Source organism: Kosakonia sp. HypNH10, from assembly GCF_029850615.1.
Lineage (GTDB): Bacteria > Pseudomonadota > Gammaproteobacteria > Enterobacterales > Enterobacteriaceae > Kosakonia > Kosakonia cowanii.
In genome coordinates this window covers 105,296-122,883 of the sequence record NZ_JAOTIU010000008.1, presented here as the reverse complement: position 1 = coordinate 122,883, position 17,588 = coordinate 105,296, and the positions used below count along the sequence as shown (strand labels likewise).

The 17,588-nt window shown below is 57.8% G+C and carries 21 protein-coding genes; 14 read left to right on the top strand and 7 right to left on the bottom strand.

The genetic code is table 11. The features are described from left to right. Positions 1-170 precede the first annotated feature (170 nt). From N7V53_RS19605 to N7V53_RS19575, 7 genes are all read left to right on the top strand, one after another. Positions 171-1,025 carry a tagatose bisphosphate family class II aldolase gene (locus N7V53_RS19605; RefSeq protein ID WP_023480776.1) on the top strand — a complete coding sequence of 285 codons (855 nt, stop codon included), beginning with the start codon at positions 171-173 and terminating at the stop codon, positions 1,023-1,025. 26 nt (positions 1,026-1,051) lie between these two features. Continuing rightward, the gene (gene gatZ / locus N7V53_RS19600; RefSeq protein WP_023480985.1) at positions 1,052-2,326 is read left to right on the top strand and encodes a tagatose-bisphosphate aldolase subunit GatZ; all 1,275 of its coding nucleotides are present in this window, start codon (positions 1,052-1,054) and stop codon (positions 2,324-2,326) included. Between the two features lie 11 nt (positions 2,327-2,337). Further along, positions 2,338-2,802: a PTS galactitol transporter subunit IIA gene (gatA, locus tag N7V53_RS19595; protein ID WP_023480748.1), complete on the top strand. Its 465-nt coding sequence runs from the start codon at positions 2,338-2,340 to the stop codon at positions 2,800-2,802. A gap of 29 nt (positions 2,803-2,831) precedes the next feature. Continuing rightward, positions 2,832-3,116 carry a PTS galactitol transporter subunit IIB gene (gatB, locus tag N7V53_RS19590; protein ID WP_023481001.1) on the top strand — a complete coding sequence of 95 codons (285 nt, stop codon included), beginning with the start codon at positions 2,832-2,834 and terminating at the stop codon, positions 3,114-3,116. Between the two features lie 4 nt (positions 3,117-3,120). Next, the gene (locus tag N7V53_RS19585) at positions 3,121-4,494 is read left to right on the top strand and encodes a PTS galactitol transporter subunit IIC (protein WP_023480954.1); all 1,374 of its coding nucleotides are present in this window, start codon (positions 3,121-3,123) and stop codon (positions 4,492-4,494) included. Positions 4,495-4,538: 44 nt separating this feature from the next. Next, positions 4,539-5,582 (top strand): galactitol-1-phosphate 5-dehydrogenase, encoded by a 1,044-nt coding sequence (gene gatD / locus N7V53_RS19580; RefSeq protein WP_023480755.1) that lies wholly within the window; start codon positions 4,539-4,541, stop codon positions 5,580-5,582. Positions 5,583-5,692: 110 nt separating this feature from the next. Continuing rightward, positions 5,693-6,466: a DeoR/GlpR family DNA-binding transcription regulator gene (locus N7V53_RS19575; protein ID WP_023480920.1), complete on the top strand. Its 774-nt coding sequence runs from the start codon at positions 5,693-5,695 to the stop codon at positions 6,464-6,466. Between the two features lie 30 nt (positions 6,467-6,496). Here the strand turns inward: N7V53_RS19575 and N7V53_RS19570 are convergent, their stop codons facing one another. Beyond that, positions 6,497-7,495 (bottom strand): Fic family protein, encoded by a 999-nt coding sequence (locus N7V53_RS19570; RefSeq protein ID WP_023480725.1) that lies wholly within the window; start codon positions 7,493-7,495, stop codon positions 6,497-6,499. Between the two features lie 5 nt (positions 7,496-7,500). Further along, positions 7,501-8,361, bottom strand: coding sequence for a 16S rRNA (cytidine(1402)-2'-O)-methyltransferase (gene rsmI / locus N7V53_RS19565; protein ID WP_279794585.1), 861 nt, complete (start codon positions 8,359-8,361; stop codon positions 7,501-7,503). Between the two features lie 62 nt (positions 8,362-8,423). Between rsmI and N7V53_RS19560 the strand changes: the two genes are divergently transcribed. The 4 genes from N7V53_RS19560 to dolP are packed head-to-tail and all read left to right on the top strand — an operon-like array spanning position 8,424 to position 12,134. Then, the gene (locus N7V53_RS19560; RefSeq protein ID WP_279794583.1) at positions 8,424-10,583 is read left to right on the top strand and encodes a penicillin-binding protein activator; all 2,160 of its coding nucleotides are present in this window, start codon (positions 8,424-8,426) and stop codon (positions 10,581-10,583) included. Next, a complete protein-coding gene (locus N7V53_RS19555; protein WP_279794581.1) occupies positions 10,541-10,936 on the top strand; it encodes a YraN family protein in 396 nt (131 codons plus the stop codon). The genes N7V53_RS19560 and N7V53_RS19555 overlap by 43 nt, the downstream gene beginning before the upstream one ends. A gap of 22 nt (positions 10,937-10,958) precedes the next feature. After that, positions 10,959-11,549 carry a DnaA initiator-associating protein DiaA gene (gene diaA, locus N7V53_RS19550; protein WP_023481027.1) on the top strand — a complete coding sequence of 197 codons (591 nt, stop codon included), beginning with the start codon at positions 10,959-10,961 and terminating at the stop codon, positions 11,547-11,549. Between the two features lie 9 nt (positions 11,550-11,558). Further along, on the top strand, positions 11,559-12,134 hold the full coding sequence (gene dolP / locus N7V53_RS19545) for a division/outer membrane stress-associated lipid-binding lipoprotein (RefSeq protein ID WP_023480922.1): 576 nt from the start codon (positions 11,559-11,561) through the stop codon (positions 12,132-12,134). Positions 12,135-12,180: 46 nt separating this feature from the next. Here the strand turns inward: dolP and N7V53_RS19540 are convergent, their stop codons facing one another. Both N7V53_RS19540 and N7V53_RS19535 read right to left on the bottom strand, forming a co-directional pair. Further along, positions 12,181-13,218 carry a permease gene (locus N7V53_RS19540; protein WP_279794579.1) on the bottom strand — a complete coding sequence of 346 codons (1,038 nt, stop codon included), beginning with the start codon at positions 13,216-13,218 and terminating at the stop codon, positions 12,181-12,183. Between the two features lie 54 nt (positions 13,219-13,272). Next, complete coding sequence (locus tag N7V53_RS19535) at positions 13,273-13,926, bottom strand: NAD(P)H-binding protein (RefSeq protein ID WP_279794578.1); 654 nt, start codon at positions 13,924-13,926, stop codon at positions 13,273-13,275. Positions 13,927-14,045: 119 nt separating this feature from the next. On the opposite strand from N7V53_RS19535, the gene N7V53_RS19530 reads away from it, so the two are divergent. Next, entirely contained in the window at positions 14,046-14,564 is a 519-nt protein-coding gene (locus N7V53_RS19530; RefSeq protein WP_023480806.1) for a type 1 glutamine amidotransferase domain-containing protein, read from the top strand. On the opposite strand, the gene N7V53_RS19525 is transcribed toward N7V53_RS19530, so the two are convergent. Further along, positions 14,550-14,987, bottom strand: coding sequence for a YhbP family protein (locus N7V53_RS19525; RefSeq protein WP_270221574.1), 438 nt, complete (start codon positions 14,985-14,987; stop codon positions 14,550-14,552). The two genes, N7V53_RS19530 and N7V53_RS19525, sit on opposite strands and share 15 nt — an antisense overlap. A gap of 14 nt (positions 14,988-15,001) precedes the next feature. Here N7V53_RS19525 and N7V53_RS19520 point away from each other — a divergent pair, with 14 nt between their 5' ends. Next, positions 15,002-15,343 (top strand): GIY-YIG nuclease family protein, encoded by a 342-nt coding sequence (locus N7V53_RS19520; protein ID WP_076769244.1) that lies wholly within the window; start codon positions 15,002-15,004, stop codon positions 15,341-15,343. Here N7V53_RS19520 and N7V53_RS19515 read toward each other — a convergent pair. Together N7V53_RS19515 and N7V53_RS19510 are read right to left on the bottom strand one after the other, a co-directional pair. Beyond that, positions 15,330-15,833, bottom strand: coding sequence for an N-acetyltransferase (locus N7V53_RS19515; protein ID WP_279794574.1), 504 nt, complete (start codon positions 15,831-15,833; stop codon positions 15,330-15,332). The genes N7V53_RS19520 and N7V53_RS19515 overlap by 14 nt on opposite strands. Next, complete coding sequence (locus N7V53_RS19510) at positions 15,827-16,351, bottom strand: SCP2 domain-containing protein (protein WP_279794572.1); 525 nt, start codon at positions 16,349-16,351, stop codon at positions 15,827-15,829. The genes N7V53_RS19515 and N7V53_RS19510 overlap by 7 nt, the downstream gene beginning before the upstream one ends. 240 nt (positions 16,352-16,591) lie before the next feature. Between N7V53_RS19510 and N7V53_RS19505 the strand changes: the two genes are divergently transcribed. Then, positions 16,592-17,587, top strand: coding sequence for a peptidase U32 family protein (locus N7V53_RS19505; RefSeq protein WP_094422227.1), 996 nt, complete (start codon positions 16,592-16,594; stop codon positions 17,585-17,587). Position 17,588: the final 1 nt, after the last annotated feature.

The window sequence follows — 17,588 nt, the reverse complement described above, 5'->3', positions numbered from 1 at the left end:
TAAACCTCACCCTTAGCATGGCTCCGGCCATGCTTTTTTTTGCCCCTCTCCCTTTCATTCTCTTTCCCTCCCTTTCGAAAGTTTCGCTTTTACGATTCAAATCACAAAAAACCATTCCGAAAGACTATATCTTCTTTCGAAGAAAATAAACGAAAGGGTTCGGAGGCAGGATGTTTATCATTTCAACAAAAACCATGCTCACTAAGGCGCAGCGCGAGGGCTACGCGGTGCCTGCCTTTAATATCCATAACCTCGAAACGCTTCAGGTTGTCGTTGAGACCGCCGCCGAGCTACGCTCACCGCTGATTGTAGCGGGTACACCAGGGACCTTTAGCTACGCCGGAATCGGCAATATTGTTGCCATTGCCGCCGATCTGGCAAAAACCTATAACCAACCGCTGGCGATCCACCTCGATCACCATGAAGAGCTTGCCGATATCGAGCGCAAAGTACACGCCGGGGTGCGCTCGGTGATGATCGACGGCTCTCACCTCCCTTATGCCGAAAATGTGGCAGTGGTAAAAGCCGTTACCGACTTCTGCCATCGCTATGACGTCAGCGTTGAGGCGGAGCTGGGGCGTCTTGGCGGTCAGGAGGACGACCTGATCGTCGATGCCAAAGACACACGCTTTACCAATCCACAGCAGGCGCAGGATTTTATCGCAAAGAGCGGCATCGACTCGCTTGCGGTGGCGATCGGCACCGCGCACGGCCTCTACAGTGAGGAGCCGAAGCTCGATTTCGACCGGCTGGCGGAGATTCGTCAGGCCGTCGAGGTTCCGCTGGTGTTACACGGCGCTTCCGGCCTGCCTGCGGCCGATATTCGCCGCGCTATCGGCCTTGGCGTCTGTAAGGTCAACGTCGCTACCGAACTCAAAATCGCCTTTTCCGACGCGCTTAAGGCATACCTGCTCTCATACCCGAATGCCAGCGATCCGCGCCACTACATGGTTCCGGCCAAAGCCGCCATGAAAGAGGTGGTACGCAAAGTCATCCACGATTGCGGCTGTGAAGGGAAGCTGTAAGCCCACCCATTTAACCGGAGAATCACGTGAAAGAGATTATTGCCCGCCATAAAGCGGGAGAGCACCTTGGTATCTGTTCCGTCTGCTCGGCCCATCCGTTAGTGATTGAAGCCGCGCTGCGCTTCGATTTGCATACCGGTAACAGCGTGCTGATCGAAGCGACATCCAACCAGGTTAACCAGTTTGGCGGCTATACCGGTATGCAGCCGGCCGATTTCCGCGACTTTGTCTATGCCATCGCCCGCGAGGTCGGATTTCCGCTGGAGCGGCTGATCCTTGGTGGCGATCACCTTGGGCCTAACTGCTGGCAGAACGAGCATGCCGATGTGGCGATGGAGAAAGCGATCGCGCTGATCGAAGCTTACGTTGCCGCCGGGTTTAGCAAGATCCACCTTGATGCCTCAATGTCCTGCGCGGACGATCCGGTACCGCTGGCTCCGCAGGTGGTGGCGGAGCGCGCCGCGCGCCTGTGTCTGGCTGCGGAGCAGACGGCAAGCGAGGTGCAGAAACAGGCGCTGACCTATGTCATCGGCACGGAAGTACCGGTGCCGGGGGGCGAGGCCAGCAGCATCAGCGCGGTGCACGTTACCCATGTGGAAGATGCCGCACGCACGCTGGAAACTCACCGTGTCGCCTTCGAAGCGCTGAGGCTTGAAGCGGCGATGAAGCGGGTTATCGCCATTGTGGTTCAGCCGGGAGTAGAGTTCGATCATACGCAGGTGATTCATTACCAGCCTCAGGCCGCCGAAGCGCTTTCCGGCTGGATCCGCCAGACGCCGATGGTCTATGAAGCCCACTCGACGGATTACCAGTCCCGCCACGCCTATCGCGCGCTGGTACGCGATCATTTCGCCATCCTGAAAGTTGGCCCGGCGCTGACCTTTGCCTTGCGCGAAGCGATTTTCGCCCTCGCGCAGATGGAAAACGAGCTGATTGCTCCGGAGAGTCGTAGCCGGGTGCTGGAGGTGATTGACGAAGTGATGCTGAACGAGCCGGACTACTGGAAGAAGTATTACCACCCCACCTGGAGCCAGGCGATGGTCGATATCCACTTCAGCCTCTCTGACCGCATCCGCTACTACTGGCCCCACCCGCGCATCCGCCAGGCGGTGGAAAAACTGCTCGCGAATCTCGACACCGTCAGGCTGCCGCTGGGGCTGATTAGCCAGTTTATGCCTCTACAACTGGAACGCGCGTCGCTAAACGAGATAGTCACAACGCCACGCAGCCTGATTATTGACAAAATACAGGACGTATTGCGTGCCTATCGCTATGGATGCGCCCCTGAAACTGCCTGTTAAGCGGAGTGTGTATGAGCCAACTGTTTGTCCGAACCGGAGTGGATTTTACCTCGCGCCAGCAACTGCTGGCACACATTGGCGAGGAGATGCTGGCAAAAGGCGTCGTCCATGAAAGCTACCCCGCCGCGCTGCTGGCGCGCGAGGAAAACTACCCAACCGGCATCGCGCTGGAGCGTCATGCGATCGCCATTCCCCACTGCGAGGCGAGCCACGCCCTCTCCCCGGCGCTCTATCTGATTCGTCCGCGCAAACCTATTTTTTTTCAACAAGCTGACGATGATGGCGAGGTTGCCGTCTCGCTGATTATTGCCCTGATTGTTGAAAACCCGGCGGCGCAGCTGACGCTACTGAGAAAACTGTTTAGTGAGCTACAAAACCCGAACACGCTGGACGCGCTGCTGAACGCTGCGGATGACGATCTGGCGAGATGTTTTCGGGAGACGTTCCTGGAGCCTGAGACATGCGGTCAGGCTTAATAACATACTGATAATAAAAGGAGTACCCTATGAAACGTAAAGTGATTGTCGCCTGCGGCGGTGCGGTCGCCACCTCCACGATGGCGGCAGAAGAGATCAAAGAGCTATGCGATACGCACCACATCGAACTCGATCTTGTGCAGTGTCGGGTAAATGAGATCGAAACCTATATGGACGGGGCGGATCTCATCTGCACCACCGCGAAAGTGGATCGCGCCTTCGGTGATATTCCTGTTGTGCACGGTATGCCCTTCGTTTCAGGAGTCGGCATTGAGGCGCTACAGCAAAAAATCCTGACCATTCTCGTGGGGTAACGCTATGTTTAGCGAAATAATGCGTTATATCCTCGACTTAGGTCCTACCGTGATGCTGCCGGTGGTGATCATTATTTTCTCGAAGCTGCTGGGGATGAAACTCGGCGACTGCTTTAAATCGGGTCTGCATATTGGCATTGGCTTTGTCGGCATCGGCCTGGTGATCGGCCTGATGCTCGACTCCATCGGCCCGGCGGCAAAAGCCATGGCGGAACATTTCCAGATCAACCTTCAGGTCATTGATGTTGGCTGGCCGGGATCGTCACCGATGACATGGGCATCGCAAATTGCGCTGGTTGCTATCCCTGTCGCTATCGCCGTGAATATCATCATGCTGGTAACGCGCATGACGCGGGTGGTCAACGTGGATATCTGGAATATCTGGCACATGACCTTTACTGGCGCGATGCTGCATCTCGCCACCGGCTCTTACTGGATTGGCATTCTCGGCGTGGCGGCGCACGCGGCGTTCGTCTATAAACTGGGCGACTGGTTTGCCAAAGATACGCGGGATTTCTTTGGCCTCGAAGGCATCGCCATTCCTCATGGCACCTCTGCCTATCTGGGGCCGGTTGCCGTGCTGGTGGATAGCCTCATCGACAAAATCCCCGGCCTGAGGCGTATTCATTTCAGCGCCGACGATATTCAGAAACGCTTCGGGCCATTCGGCGAACCGGTCACCGTCGGTTTTGTGATGGGGATTGTAATTGGGCTGCTGGCTGGTTATGACCTGAAAGGCGTGCTGCAACTGGCGGTGAAAACCGCAGCCGTTATGCTGCTGATGCCACGGGTGATCAAACCGATTATGGATGGCCTGACGCCGATTGCGAAGCAAGCGCGTAAACGTCTGCAGGCAAAGTTCGGCACCCAGGAGTTTTTGATCGGTCTCGATCCGGCGCTGCTGCTGGGCCATACCTCGGTGGTCTCCGCCAGCCTGATCTTTATCCCCTTGAGCATTCTGATTGCGGTGCTGGTGCCGGGTAACCAGGTGCTGCCATTCGGTGACCTGGCGACCATTGGTTTCTTTGTGGCAATGGCGGTTGCGGTGCATCAGGGCAACCTGTTCCGCACGCTGATCTCCGGGGTGATTATTATGAGCATGACCCTGTGGATCGCCACACAAACCATCGGTCTGCATACGCAGCTGGCCGCCAACGCGGGCGCGCTAAAATCAGGCGGGATGGTGGCCTCGATGGACCAGGGCGGTTCCCCCGTCACCTGGCTGCTCATTCAGCTCTTTACCTGGCAAAATCTGGTCGGTTTCATGGTTATCGCCGCGATTTACCTGAGCGGCGTCCTGCTTACCTGGCGCAGAGCGCGCCACTTTAAAGCGGCAGAGAAAGCGGCTGCTACGCCGGAAAGCCAGCCCGCATCGTGATCGTTGGGGAGCTTTCGCTCCCCTGTTACATCCTGGAGAGTGTTATGAAATCAGTGGTTATTCATGCTGAGGGCAACGTCTGCGTTGAAGATCGCCCTGAACCCCAGTTGCAGCATGCGGATGAGGTGAAGGTGAGAGTAGTCAGCTCCGGCCTGTGCGGCTCGGATATTCCGCGCATCTTCGCTAACGGCGCGCATTCTTACCCTATTACCCTTGGGCATGAGTTCAGCGGTTATGTAGAAGCCTGCGGCCCGGCGGTCACCGATCTGCACGCTGGCGACGCCGTGGCCTGTGTACCGTTGCTGCCCTGCTTTGACTGCCCTGCCTGCCGCCGGGAGTACTACTCGCTGTGCAAACGCTACCAGTTTATCGGGTCACGCTGCGACGGCGGCAATGCTGAATACATTGTTGTTAAGCGGCCCAACCTGGTTCGCTTACCTGCGGATCTGCCCATTGAAGATGGGGCGTTTATTGAACCGATAACCGTTGGCCTGCACGCGTTTCACCTCGCCGGCGGCTGCAAAGATAAAAACGTGGTGATCGTCGGGGCCGGCACCATCGGGCTGCTGGCAATGCAGTGCGCACGAGCCTTAGGGGCGAAAAGCGTCACCGCCATCGATATCAACCCTGACAAATTAGCGCTGGCCACTGCGCTCGGTGCTACCCTCACCTTTAACAGCCGCGAGCAGAGCGCGGCTGACATTCTCGCCGGGCTGGAAGCAGAGAGCTTCGACCAGCTTGTGCTGGAAACGGCTGGCACACCACAAACGGTCTCGCTGGCTATCGAAATTGCCGGGCCGCGTGCGCAGGTGGCGCTGGTGGGGACGCTCCATCACGACCTTACGCTTACCGCCACGATATTTGGGCTGATTTTGCGTAAAGAGCTGACGCTTATCGGCAGCTGGATGAACTACTCCGGCCCCTGGCCCGGAGAGGAGTGGCATACCGCGGCGCGTTTGCTGACGGAAAAACGCCTCGCCCTTGAGCCGCTGATCGCCCATCGCGGTGGCCCCGAAAGCTACGCGCGCGCGGTGCAGGCGCTAAATGGCAAACCGATGCAGGGAAAAATCCTGCTGCGCCTTGATTAAGCGACTGAGCCAGCAACCTGCGCTGGCTCACATTTCCTTTCGAAAGTTAACGTTCACGTTTCACAAACCTTCGATTACACTACGGAGAGTTAATTCGCAGGCAAATCAACATGAACTCATTTGAACGAAGGAATAAGATCGTCGATCTGGTGAATGCGCAAGGAAGTGTGCTGGTTATTGACCTCTCCAACAGCTTTGGTATTTCAGAAGTCACTATCCGCGCCGATCTGCGGCTGCTGGAAGAGAAAGGTCTGGTAACGCGCTTTCACGGCGGCGCAGCGAAGCCGGGCAGTTATATGCTCGACAGCGAAAATCAGGAAGTGGTGCTGGAAGATCGCTACAAACTGGCGAGCGACCCGAAGAAGCGTATCGCTCAGTCAGCGGCGGCGATGATCGATGAAGGGATGACGATTATCCTCGACAGCGGCAGTACTACCATGCTGATTGCCGAAGCGCTGGCGAAAAAAAGCAATATCACCGTCATCACTAATAACCTCCCCGCCGCGTTTGCTCTGTCGGAAAATAAGGACATTACGCTGGTGGTGTGTGGCGGCACCTTGCGACATAAAACCCACTCAATGCACGGCACGATTGCAGAGCGATCGCTGCAGGGTATCAGCGCCGATATTATGTTTGTCGGTGCAGATGGCATCGATCCGACTCATGGCATCACCACCTTTAATGAAGGCTACTCCATCAGCAGCGTCATGGCGGCGGCGGCGCATAAGGTTGTGGCAGTGGTGGACGCCAGCAAATTCAACCGACGCGGCTTTAATCAGGTGCTGCCGATGGAGAAGATCGATTGCGTGATCACCGACGAAGGGATTGGTGAGAAAGAGAAAGCGGCACTGAGAAAGCTGGGTAAGGATCTTCGGGTGGTTTAATACCCTGCTGGCGTTGTTAGCGGGCCGCTGTCATTTTACCTGCCAGTGGCCCCCTTTCTTCGCTCCGACACGCAGCAGCTTTCCCTTTTGTTGCAGCGAGTGCAGATAGCGCTCCACCGTGCGCGCGCTTACCGCCAGTTCGCTGGCAAGCGCCTTTGCAGAGAGATCCGGCCGCCTTTTAAGCAGGCTTAACACCGCGCGTTCAGCCTCGGTGAGGGAGAAATTTTGTTCCGACATCTCTTCCGACACGCTATCCGACAAGGTGAATGACGGATTAAGCCCCTCGATCAACGCCGCGTTGACCGCCGAGAGCATAAAGGCGACGAATGCCGTACAGTCACTGGCTTTATCGCACTCTCCGAGCACCTGGTAATAGCGGTCCTGCTGGTAATGAATGATGGTTTCTACCGGCAGCCAGGCCAGTTCGGAGCGCCACTCACTAAGGATAAGCGTCTGCCATAAGCGGCCCATGCGTCCGTTGCCATCGGCAAAGGGGTGAATAAATTCAAATTCGTAATGGAAAACTGAACTGGCGACTAACGGATGCAAATCTGTGGTGGCGAGCCATTCCAGTAGCTCATCCATAAGGTGCGCGACCCGTGAAGCGGGCGGTGCCATATGGATTAATTGCGTTTCACGATAGATACCGACGTTACCGCGCCGAAAATGGCCGGGATTATCCACCAGCCCAAACGTCAGCAGGCGATGCGCTTCCAGCAAGTCGGCAACACGTCCGCTTTTCCAGCGAGTCATGGACTCATAGGCGTTTATCGCATTGCGTACTTCCTGAATATCTTTTGCCGGTGCCAGCACGCGCTTCCCTTCCAGCACGGCGGTAACCTGCTCTGTCGTCAGGCTATTATGCTCAATCGCCAGCGAAGCCTGGATGGTACGAATACGGTTATTCTTGCGCAGCAGCGGTGAAGAGCGCCCGGATTGCGCCGCCCAGTGTCCCAGCAACTCCGCGATCTCAACGACCTGGTTGAGGATCGCGGCGGTGATGGTAAAGGGAGGCACATAGCGGCTCATCGGTGTTACCCCTGGTTATCCAGCGCATATTTATAGAGGGCGTTTTTCTTCACGCCGTGGATTTCTGCGGCTAGCGCGGCGGCTTTTTTCAGCGGCAGTTCGGCTTGCAGCAGTGCCAGCGTGCGCAGCGCATCGGCGGGCAGCGCGTCCTCCTGCGCTTTATGGCCTTCTACAATCAGCACCATCTCGCCTTTGCGGCGGTTCTCATCCTCTTTCACCCACGCCAGCAGCTCGCCGACCGGCGCGCCCTGAATGCTCTCCCAGGTTTTGGTCAGCTCGCGCGCCAGCACCACGTAACGGGACGGGCCCCAAACCGCGACCATATCCTCCAGGCTCTCCAGCAGGCGATGGGTTGATTCGTAGAAGATCAGCGTGCGCGGCTCGGCCTCAATCGCTTTGAGCGCGTCGCGGCGGCCTTTTGATTTCGCTGGCAGAAAGCCTTCGTAACAGAAGCGATCGGAGGGCAATCCTGCCGCACTGAGGGCGGCAATCGCCGCGCAGGGGCCGGGCAGCGGCACGACAAGGATACCGGCTTCGCGGCAGGTACGCACCAGGTGGTAGCCGGGATCGTTAATCAGCGGCGTGCCCGCATCCGAGACGAGGGCAATGTTCTGCCCCTCTTTCAGCTTCGCCACCAGCATTTGCGCTTTTTGCTGCTCGTTATGGTCGTGAAGGGCAAACATCCGCGCGTTGATGGCGAAATGTTGCAGCAGTAAACCGGTGTGGCGGGTATCCTCAGCGGCAATCAAATCAACGTCTTGCAACACGGTTAATGCGCGTTGGGTAATATCAGCCAAATTCCCGATGGGAGTAGGTACAATGTAAAGCTGACCTTGAGAATTCTCCGCCGATTCGTGTTGTTTCATTGTTTCATCCGTATTGCCGATTTAATATTGAGCACTGCGTAAAAAATATCACTGGATACAGTATGCTACCGTCAAAATTTCTTCGTTCGAAAGCCACGCGCTGCCTGCCTGTGGTGCTGGCCGCCCTGCTGTTCGCGGGCTGCGGCACACAGTCAACAGACCAGAGCACCTCGCATATGCAGGGCTCAGCGCAGGCTGATTCTGCCTACTACCTGCATCAGATGCAGCAAAGCACAGATGATAGCAAGACCAACTGGCAATTACTCGCCATTCGTGCACTGCTCAAAGAGGGCAAAACCCAGCACGCCAACGAGCTGTTTGGTCAGCTGCCGCAGAATCTGAACGATACGCAGCGTAAAGAGTACGCGCTGCTCGCCGCCGAAATGAAGCTGGCGCAGCGCGATGTAGCCGGTGCGCAGGCGTTACTTGATAAGATCGATCCCGCTGAGCTTGAGAAGAACCAGCAGGCGCGTTACTGGCAGATCGCCATTGCCGCCGCGCAGGGTAAACCCTCCCTGACGCTGCTGCGCGCCCTTATCGCCCGCCAGCCGCTGTTGACGACGCCGGAAGAGCAGCAGAAAAATATCGATGCCACCTGGCAGGCGCTCTCCTCCATGACCCAGGATCAGGCCAAAGCGCTGGTGATCAACGCCGATGAAGTGACCTTACAGGGCTGGCTCGATCTGCAACGGATGTGGTTCGACAACCGCAACGATGCCAAAATGCTGAAAGCCGGTATCAGCGACTGGCAGACCCGCTACCCGCAGAACCCGGCGGCGAAAATGCTACCGACTCAGCTCTCCAACCTGCAAAATTTCAAACCGGCATCGACCAATAAAATCGCCCTGCTGCTGCCGTTAAACGGCCAGGCGGCGGTATTTGGTCGCGCCATCCAGCAGGGTTTTGAAGCGGCGAAAAACGGCGCTTCTCCGGTCTCCGGCCCGGCTGTTCCGCAGCAGGTCGCGCAGGCCGCCACCTCTGACGTGGTAAGCCCTTCACAGGCAAATGTTGCCGACCTGACCAATGGCGATGCGCAGCAGAACGTCGCCGCACCGAATGCCCAGCCGGTCCAGGCTCCGGATAGCGCGGCGCAAAGCGCTCCTGCCAGCGAAGCGCAGCCTGCTGAAAATACGCAGCAGCCAGCGGCAAATACGGAGCAACCGGCTGCAAATGCGCAGCAAACGCCTGCGGTGACAGCACCACAAACCACGCCATCTCAGCCCGTCGCCGTTACCGCCCAATCTAACTCGGGAGCGGAGCTGAAAATCTACGACACCAGCGCGCAGCCGATGGATCAGATCCTCAACCAGGTTCAGCAGGATGGCGCAAGCATCGTCGTTGGCCCGCTGTTGAAAAACCACGTTGAAGAGCTGATGCGCAGCCATACCACGCTCAATGTGCTGGCGCTTAACCAGCCGGAGCAGGTCGAGAACCGGCCGAATATCTGCTACTTCGCCCTGTCGCCGGAAGATGAAGCCCGCGACGCGGCGCGCCATATTCACGATCAGGGCCGCCAGGCTCCGCTGCTGCTGATCCCGCGCAGCGCGCTGGGCGATCGCGTCAGCACCGCGTTTGCTGACGAGTGGCAGAAAATCGGCGGTGGCGTTGTGCTGGCGCAGAAATTTGGTTCCACCGCGGAGCTGCGTATGGGGCTGAATGGCCGCTCCGGCATCTCAATGACCGGCAGCCCGGTCTCCGCCAGCCTGCCGCAGCAGCAGGGCGTCACTATTGGCGGTCTCAATATTCCGGCTCCGCCGAGCGATGCGCAGATTAGCAGCGGCGGCAAAGTCGATGCGGTCTATATTCTGGCAACGCAGGATGAAATTGCGCTGATCAAACCGATGATCACCCTGCGCACCGGCAGCCAGAGCGGTGTGATGCTCTACGCCAGCTCGCGCAGCGCACAGGGCGGCGCAGGGCCGGACTTCCGCCTTGAGATGGAAGGGCTGCAATACAATGAGATCCCGATGCTCGCAGGCGCGAATCCTTCCCTGATGCAGCAAGCGCTGCGCAGTGTGAATAACGACTACTCGCTGGCGCGTCTTTACGCGATGGGCGCGGATGCCTGGTCGCTGGCGAATAACTTCTCGCAAATGCGTCAGGTGCCGGGCTTTGAGCTGAACGGCAACACCGGCGACCTCACCGCCACCCAGGATTGCGTGATCAACAGGAAGTTGTCATGGCTCAAATACCAGCAGGGGCAGATCGTCCCGGCAAACTAACCCGCAAACAGAGCGGCGACGCCTGGGAGATGGAGGCGCGCCGTTTTCTGCAGAGCAAGGGATTGCGTTTTATCGCCGCCAACGTGCGCGAGCGCGGCGGCGAAATCGACCTGATTATGCGCCACGATAGCACCACCGTCTTCGTCGAGGTGCGCTACCGCGCCTCGGCGCGTTTTGGCGGCGCGGCAAGCAGCGTAACCCTCGCCAAGCAGCGCAAACTGCTGCATACCGCCCATTTGTGGCTTGCCCGGCACAATGGGAGTTTTGATACTGTGGATTGCCGGTTTGATGTGGTAGCCTTCACCGGAAATGACGTTGAGTGGCTACAGAACGCCTTTGGCGGCCACGCATAATTGCTCAATCATAGGGATTACCGTGCTCGAACGAATTAAAGTCTGCTTTACGGAAAGCATTCAAACTCAAATTGCAGCTGCGGAAGCGCTGCCCGATGCGATTTCCCGCGCAGCCATGACAATGGTGCACTCCCTGCTCAACGGCAACAAAATCCTCTGTTGTGGCAACGGCACCTCCGCCGCCAACGCACAGCATTTTGCTGCCAGCATGATCAACCGCTTTGAAACAGAGCGTCCCAGTTTACCTGCCATTGCACTTAATACCGATAATGTGGTCTTAACCGCGATAGCGAATGACCGTCTGCATGATGAGATTTATGCCAAGCAGGTGCGCGCCCTGGGTCACAACGGCGACATTTTGCTGGCGATCTCCACCCGGGGTAACAGCCGCGATATCGTAAAAGCCGTGGAAGCGGCCGTGACGCGCGATATGTCGATCATCGCGCTGACCGGTTATGACGGCGGCGAGCTGGCCGGCCTGCTGGGCCCGCAGGATGTGGAAATTCGTATTCCTTCTCACCGCAGCGCGCGCATCCAGGAGATGCACATGCTGACGGTGAATTGCTTGTGCGATTTGATTGATAACACGCTTTTTCCTCACCAGGATGATTAAGGAGTACACATGAAGGCATTTACGCCCCTCGCAGTCCTTATTTCCGCACTGCTGCTACAGGGTTGCGTTGGCGCAGTGGTGGTCGGGTCTGCCGCCGTCGGCACCAAAGCCGCGACGGATCCCCGCACCGTGGGCACCCAGGTGGATGACGGCACCCTGGAGCTGCGTGTCAACAGCGCACTGTCGAAAGATCAGCAGCTGAAGAAAGAGGCGCGTGTTAACGTCACTGCCTATCAGGGGAAAGTGCTGTTGACAGGCCAGGCGCCGAACACTGAACTCTCTTCACGGGCGAAACAGATTGCCATCGGCGTGGAAGGCGCAACGGAAGTCTTTAACGAGATCCGCCCGGGTCAGCCGATCGGTCTCGGTACGGCTTCTTCCGATACCTGGATCACCACCAAAGTGCGCTCGCAGCTGCTTGGCAGCGACCAGGTGAAATCCTCTAACGTGAAAGTCACCACCGAGAATGGTGAAGTGTTCCTGATGGGTCTGGTCACCGCGCGTGAAGGCCAGGCCGCGGCGGATATCGCCAGCCGCGTCAGCGGCGTCAAGCACGTCACCACCGCCTTTACCCTGCTCAAATAATGAAAAAGCCCGGTTGATACCGGGCTTTTTTCTTTCACTTCACGCGTTACACCAGCGCGACAAATCCGGTCAGCATTCCGCACACCGCCACCAGCGCGGCGGTCAGCCACAGGGCTTTTGCCGGGAAGGATTTACGCAGCATCACCAGCGATGGCAGGCTTACGGCTGGCAGCGTAATCAACAGCGCCAGCGCAGGCGCCATGCCCATCCCCGCCAGCATCATGGTCTGCACAATCGGGATCTCTGCCGCCGTTGGAATGACAAACAGGCAGCCGGCAATCGCCATTGCCACTACCCACAGCACCGTGTTATCCACCGCGCCATCAGCATGGGGGAAGAGCCAGACGCGCGCTGCGCCAAGCACCAGCACGGCGAGAATATAGACCGGGATGGTGCTCCAGAAGAGCTGCCAGAGTGCTCGGCCCCAGCGTGCCATAAAGCTGCCCTGCGGCTCCGGCAGCGTGATATCCACGGCTTCCGCCTGCTGCGGGCTCTCTTTAACCACGGTCTGCACAATCATCGCGACGCCAAGCACCGTCACCAGCCCTGCCACCAGGCGAATGGCAGCGAAGTGCCAGCCGAGCACAAAGCCCATAAACACCAGCGTGGCCGGGTTAAGCAGCGGGTTGCCCATCCAGAAGGCGAGCGCACCGCCCATCGAGACGCGCTGACGGCGCATGCCGGCCGCGACGGGTGCCGCACAGCAGGAGCACATCATGCCAGGTAAGGAGAAGAGTGTGCCGAGCAGCGTGCCGCGAAAACGCTGCTGACCAAGCGTGCGCAGCAGCCAGTCGCGCGGGATCAGCACCTGAATCAGCGAGCCGAGCAGCACGCCAAGCACGGCGGCTTTCCAGACGGCGAGGAAATAGACCATGGCGTAATCCAGCGCCGCCTTAAACGGGCTGGCATCAGCCTGGGCAAGAATCGATTTACCAATGCTGTGCGTCTCAGCGGCGGTGAAGGCTTTGCCGTAATAAGGCTGCCATTTCACGAACCAGAGACCAACGATAACAACAAGAAAGAACAGCGCGGGTTTCCACCATTGGATCGGTGTCGCCGCATGAGGTGAAGACTGACCAGCCATAACATGCCCCGGGGATAGTGTAGTTTTTAGCCCCGGCATAGTACGCCTGAATTGCTATTTTGCAAACGGGCTCTGAGCGGCCATCGCCCGCAGCTGTGCCGATTCGATAATCTCAACGCCGCGATTGTCACCAGAATGCGCAGCCGCCAGCAGCGCGCGGGCGACATCCTGCGCGGCAATCGACTTCCAGTTGCCGGGCAGCAGGCGAAAAAGCGGTGCCAGCAGCGATTCGTTAGCGCGCTTTTTCTCGCGATCCCCGAGCAGCATCGACGGGCGCGCCAGCGTCAGCGATGGCCACTGCTGCGCGATAAGCGCCGCCTCCATCTCCCCTTTCACCCGGTTATAGAAAAAGGGCGAATGTGCATTAGCGCCCATTGAACTCACCACCAGCATCTGTCTGGCTCCGAGCCTTTGGCCAGTTAACGCCGTATCCACCACCAGTGTGAAATCGGCCAGTACAAACGCCTCTTTGCTGCCCGCTTCGCGCCGCGTGGTGCCGAGGCAGCAGAAGACCGTATCAACCGGTTCGGTCACCTGCGCCAGCGCATCGCTGAGCTGCGGGTCGTGCGGGTTTATAACGCCTTCGGCACTTTGCAGTGGGCGACGCGTGGGCGCATAGATGGCGCTGACGCCGGGTTCCGCCATCAGCAACCGCAACAGATGCCCGCCCACTAAACCGGTCGCGCCGGTGATTAATACCCGCTCCATCCCTTCTCCTTTACAGACGAATCTGCCTTGCAATGTCAGCCTCGTGAACCAGGCTTACGGTTACTGGTGAGTTACAGTATGGATAACTCCCTTTCTGAAGCCAAAACAACGGAGGAAGTATGAGCAAGAAAATAGCGGTCTTGATCACCGACGAGTTTGAAGATTCAGAATTCACCTCTCCGGCAGAAGCCTATCGCAAGGCCGGACACGAGGTTGTGACGATTGAGAAAGAGGCCGGAAAAACCGTCACCGGCAAACAGGGCGAGGCAAAAGTTAAGATCGATAAAGCCATTGATGACGTAAGCCCGGATGAATTTGACGCCCTGCTGTTACCTGGCGGCCACTCTCCTGACTCCCTGCGTGGCGACGATCGCTTTGTCACCTTTACCCGCGAGTTTGTTGACTCCGGCAAACCGGTATTCGCCATCTGCCACGGCCCACAGCTGCTGATTAGTGCCGACGTCATTCGCGGCCGCAAGCTGACGGCGGTAAAACCGATTGTGATTGATGTGAAAAACGCCGGTGCCGAGTTCTTCGACCAGGAAGTAGTAATCGATAAAGATCAGCTGGTCACCAGCCGTACGCCTGATGACTTACCGGCATTTAACCGCGAAGCGCTGCGTCTACTCGGTGCCTGAGTCGCGTAACCAGTGAAACTTTTTGCCAAACCCCAGCGTGTTGTCGGTGAATTTGATTTCGCGAAGGCGAATCTCCCACATCGGGGCTGACAATGCGCGGGCTATCGGAAAGCGTCGGTTGTAGCGTTCGCGCAGCACCGCGCTTTCCGCCTCTTCCAGCCGTTTTATCTCACCGGAAAACTGTACGCCGCGAATCAAAGCGACGCTTTTCGGCTGCCCGTTAACTGTACCCGCTACCGGGGCGTGTGATCCTGTCATCTGCGAATGGCGTGTTTTATCTTCGCTCAGCACATAGAAGGCGACGGCCTGTGGATCGTAGATATAAAAGGCGTTGGCGCACCAGAGTTCGCCCTCCTTCGCCACACACCAGGTCACAACATGCTGCTTTGCCAGCCAGCGGTTAATCGCCGCAAGGGACTCCATTTTTTCTCCTTCTCATGCTATTTTTCGCCCACCTTAACACAGCGAAGATTGCCATGACGCCCTGGTTTCTCTACCTCATCCGCACGCGCGACAACCTGCTCTACACCGGTATTACAACCGATGTCGCGCGGCGTTTTACGCAGCATCAAACGGGAAAGGGGGCGAAAGCGTTGCGCGGTAAGGGCGCGCTGGAACTGGTCTTTTCGGCGCAGGTTGGTGAGCGTTCGCTGGCGCTGCGCCTCGAGTACCGCATCAAGCAGTTGACCAAGCACCAGAAAGAGCGCCTCGTTGCCGGAGAGGGCATCTTCGAGGCGCTGCGGGAAACGCTGCTGACGTCAGCGGTTAAAAGCGATTGAAGTGATCGCTGTATTCCACCAGACCACTGACGCCATTGAAGGCATCGTCAGCAAGGCGATGCACCAGGAATGCGGCTTCGCTTTGCGACCAGGCGCAGCGTAAATCGTACTGCGAGGCGCGCTCAAAGCCCAAACGCTGGTAGAAATCAGGATCGCCGAGCGCTACCGCAGCGGCGTAGCCAAATTCATTGAGGGAATCCAGCCCTTCATAGACGAGCTGGCGGGCGATGCCCTGACCGCGGTAGGCTTCATCCACCGCCAGCGGCGCGAGCGCGACCCACTGTAACTCTTCACCTGCGACAGCGACCGGGCTAAATGCCACATAGCCCACTACCTGCCCTTCATCGTCCGTGGCAACGCATCCCAGCGTGATCAACCCGTCTTCACGCAGATCGTGCACCAGTGACGCTTCAGCCTCGCCGTTAAAACTGCGGCGCAACAGGGCATCAATACCGGGTGCATCAATGGGAATTTCAACTCTAATCAGCATGGCTCACCTACAGAAGGTTGTGTCGTTGCAGGCGGCGTTTTCAGGCCCGCCTCAACAAAATCCGCCAGCTGTAGCAGCATCACCCGCAGGGGTTTTGGCATCTGCTCCAGCTCAATGGCGTCCATCAGGTTTTTAACATACAGCCCCAGTTCCGTGTCCCCTTCAATAAGCAGGCGACGCTGGAAGAAAAGCGTATCGGGATCCTGTTTTCGCGCGGCAATCATCAGTAAATCGCTGGCATCGGCGCTAAAGCTGACATCCGCGTCGGCAGACTCACGTACGATCATCTGCCCATCCTCAACAGAGGTATACCACGTCAGGCCAATATCACGTACCTGAATACTTAACCAGCGCCCTTCGAGAAACTCAAGATCACCTTCCGCCAGCGCCTGTTGGAATTGCCAGCGCAGCACCTGTTCAAGTACCTGACGTTTAAGGACAAACGGCGTCAGCTTTACCGGAAAAGCAAGCAGTGACGGGCCAAGATGAACAAGCTGTGAGCGCAATTTTTCCAACACGACGATGACTCCCTGAAGTGATAATGCGCGCTATTTTGCCACAATCAGCCATGTGCATAGCGGCGCACATCAACAATTACGGAATAAATGGGCAACGATTATTGCCGTCATCAATGCGCATTTAACTGCCTTAAATCAAAAATTGTCGCTGACAGGTTAACTAGAATCCCAGTTCATTAACAATTCAGTGACCCTTCGGGGTACGCCCGGGCCACTGCGCCCCTGATTGCAGGAAAGACTATGGAGTTGCTCTGCCCTGCCGGGAACCTACCGGCACTGAAAGCGGCCATCGAAAACGGTGCCGATGCGGTGTATATCGGCCTGAAAGATGACACGAACGCCCGTCATTTTGCCGGACTCAACTTTACCGAGAAGAAGCTGCAGGAAGCGGTCAGTTTCGTCCACCAGCACCGCCGCAAGCTGCATATTGCCATCAACACGTTTGCGCACCCGGATGGCTATCAGCGCTGGGAGCGCGCGGTGGATATGGCGGCGCAAATTGGTGCCGATGCGCTGATTCTGGCCGACCTCGCGATGCTGGAGTATGCCGCCGCGCGCTATCCGCATATTGAGCGTCACGTCTCCGTGCAGGCCTCGGCGACCAACGAAGAGGCGATCCGCTTCTATCACCGTCACTTTGATGTCGCCCGCGTGGTGCTGCCGCGCGTGCTCTCCATTCATCAGGTCAAACAGCTTGCCCGCGTAACGCCGGTGCCGCTGGAAGTGTTCGCCTTCGGCAGCCTCTGCATCATGGCCGAAGGGCGCTGTTACCTCTCCTCTTACCTGACCGGCGAGTCGCCGAATACCGTCGGTGCCTGCTCTCCGGCGCGCTTTGTCCGCTGGCAGCAGACGCCGCAGGGGCTGGAATCACGCCTCAACGATGTGCTGATCGATCGCTATCAGGAGGGGGAAAATGCCGGTTATCCGACGCTATGCAAAGGGCGCTATCGGGTCGACGGCGAGCGCTATCACGCGCTGGAGGAGCCGACCAGCCTCAATACGCTTGAGCTGCTGCCGGATCTGCTGGCAGCGAATATCGCTTCGGTGAAGATTGAAGGACGTCAGCGCAGCCCGGCGTATGTCAGCCAGGTGGCAAAAGTGTGGCGACAGGCGATCGACCGCTGCATCGCCTCACCGCAGGATTTTGTGCCGCAGCCGGCGTGGATGGAGACACTCGGTGCCATGTCAGAAGGCACCCAGACCACCCTTGGCGCATATCACCGTAAATGGCAGTAGG

Coding starts and splice junctions, on each gene's coding strand:
- N7V53_RS19525 (WP_270221574.1), bottom strand. CDS start 14,987: ATGGAGTCCCTTGCGGCGATTAACCGCTGGCTGGCAAAGCAGCATGTT.
- N7V53_RS19520 (WP_076769244.1), top strand. CDS start 15,002: ATGCTATTTTTCGCCCACCTTAACACAGCGAAGATTGCCATGACGCCC.
- N7V53_RS19530 (WP_023480806.1), top strand. CDS start 14,046: ATGAGCAAGAAAATAGCGGTCTTGATCACCGACGAGTTTGAAGATTCA.
- dolP (WP_023480922.1), top strand. CDS start 11,559: ATGAAGGCATTTACGCCCCTCGCAGTCCTTATTTCCGCACTGCTGCTA.
- N7V53_RS19585 (WP_023480954.1), top strand. CDS start 3,121: ATGTTTAGCGAAATAATGCGTTATATCCTCGACTTAGGTCCTACCGTG.
- rsmI (WP_279794585.1), bottom strand. CDS start 8,361: ATGAAACAACACGAATCGGCGGAGAATTCTCAAGGTCAGCTTTACATT.
- N7V53_RS19515 (WP_279794574.1), bottom strand. CDS start 15,833: ATGCTGATTAGAGTTGAAATTCCCATTGATGCACCCGGTATTGATGCC.
- N7V53_RS19575 (WP_023480920.1), top strand. CDS start 5,693: ATGAACTCATTTGAACGAAGGAATAAGATCGTCGATCTGGTGAATGCG.
- N7V53_RS19605 (WP_023480776.1), top strand. CDS start 171: ATGTTTATCATTTCAACAAAAACCATGCTCACTAAGGCGCAGCGCGAG.
- N7V53_RS19555 (WP_279794581.1), top strand. CDS start 10,541: ATGGCTCAAATACCAGCAGGGGCAGATCGTCCCGGCAAACTAACCCGC.
- N7V53_RS19505 (WP_094422227.1), top strand. CDS start 16,592: ATGGAGTTGCTCTGCCCTGCCGGGAACCTACCGGCACTGAAAGCGGCC.
- gatA (WP_023480748.1), top strand. CDS start 2,338: ATGAGCCAACTGTTTGTCCGAACCGGAGTGGATTTTACCTCGCGCCAG.
- gatB (WP_023481001.1), top strand. CDS start 2,832: ATGAAACGTAAAGTGATTGTCGCCTGCGGCGGTGCGGTCGCCACCTCC.
- N7V53_RS19540 (WP_279794579.1), bottom strand. CDS start 13,218: ATGGCTGGTCAGTCTTCACCTCATGCGGCGACACCGATCCAATGGTGG.
- N7V53_RS19570 (WP_023480725.1), bottom strand. CDS start 7,495: ATGAGCCGCTATGTGCCTCCCTTTACCATCACCGCCGCGATCCTCAAC.
- N7V53_RS19535 (WP_279794578.1), bottom strand. CDS start 13,926: ATGGAGCGGGTATTAATCACCGGCGCGACCGGTTTAGTGGGCGGGCAT.
- gatD (WP_023480755.1), top strand. CDS start 4,539: ATGAAATCAGTGGTTATTCATGCTGAGGGCAACGTCTGCGTTGAAGAT.
- N7V53_RS19560 (WP_279794583.1), top strand. CDS start 8,424: ATGCTACCGTCAAAATTTCTTCGTTCGAAAGCCACGCGCTGCCTGCCT.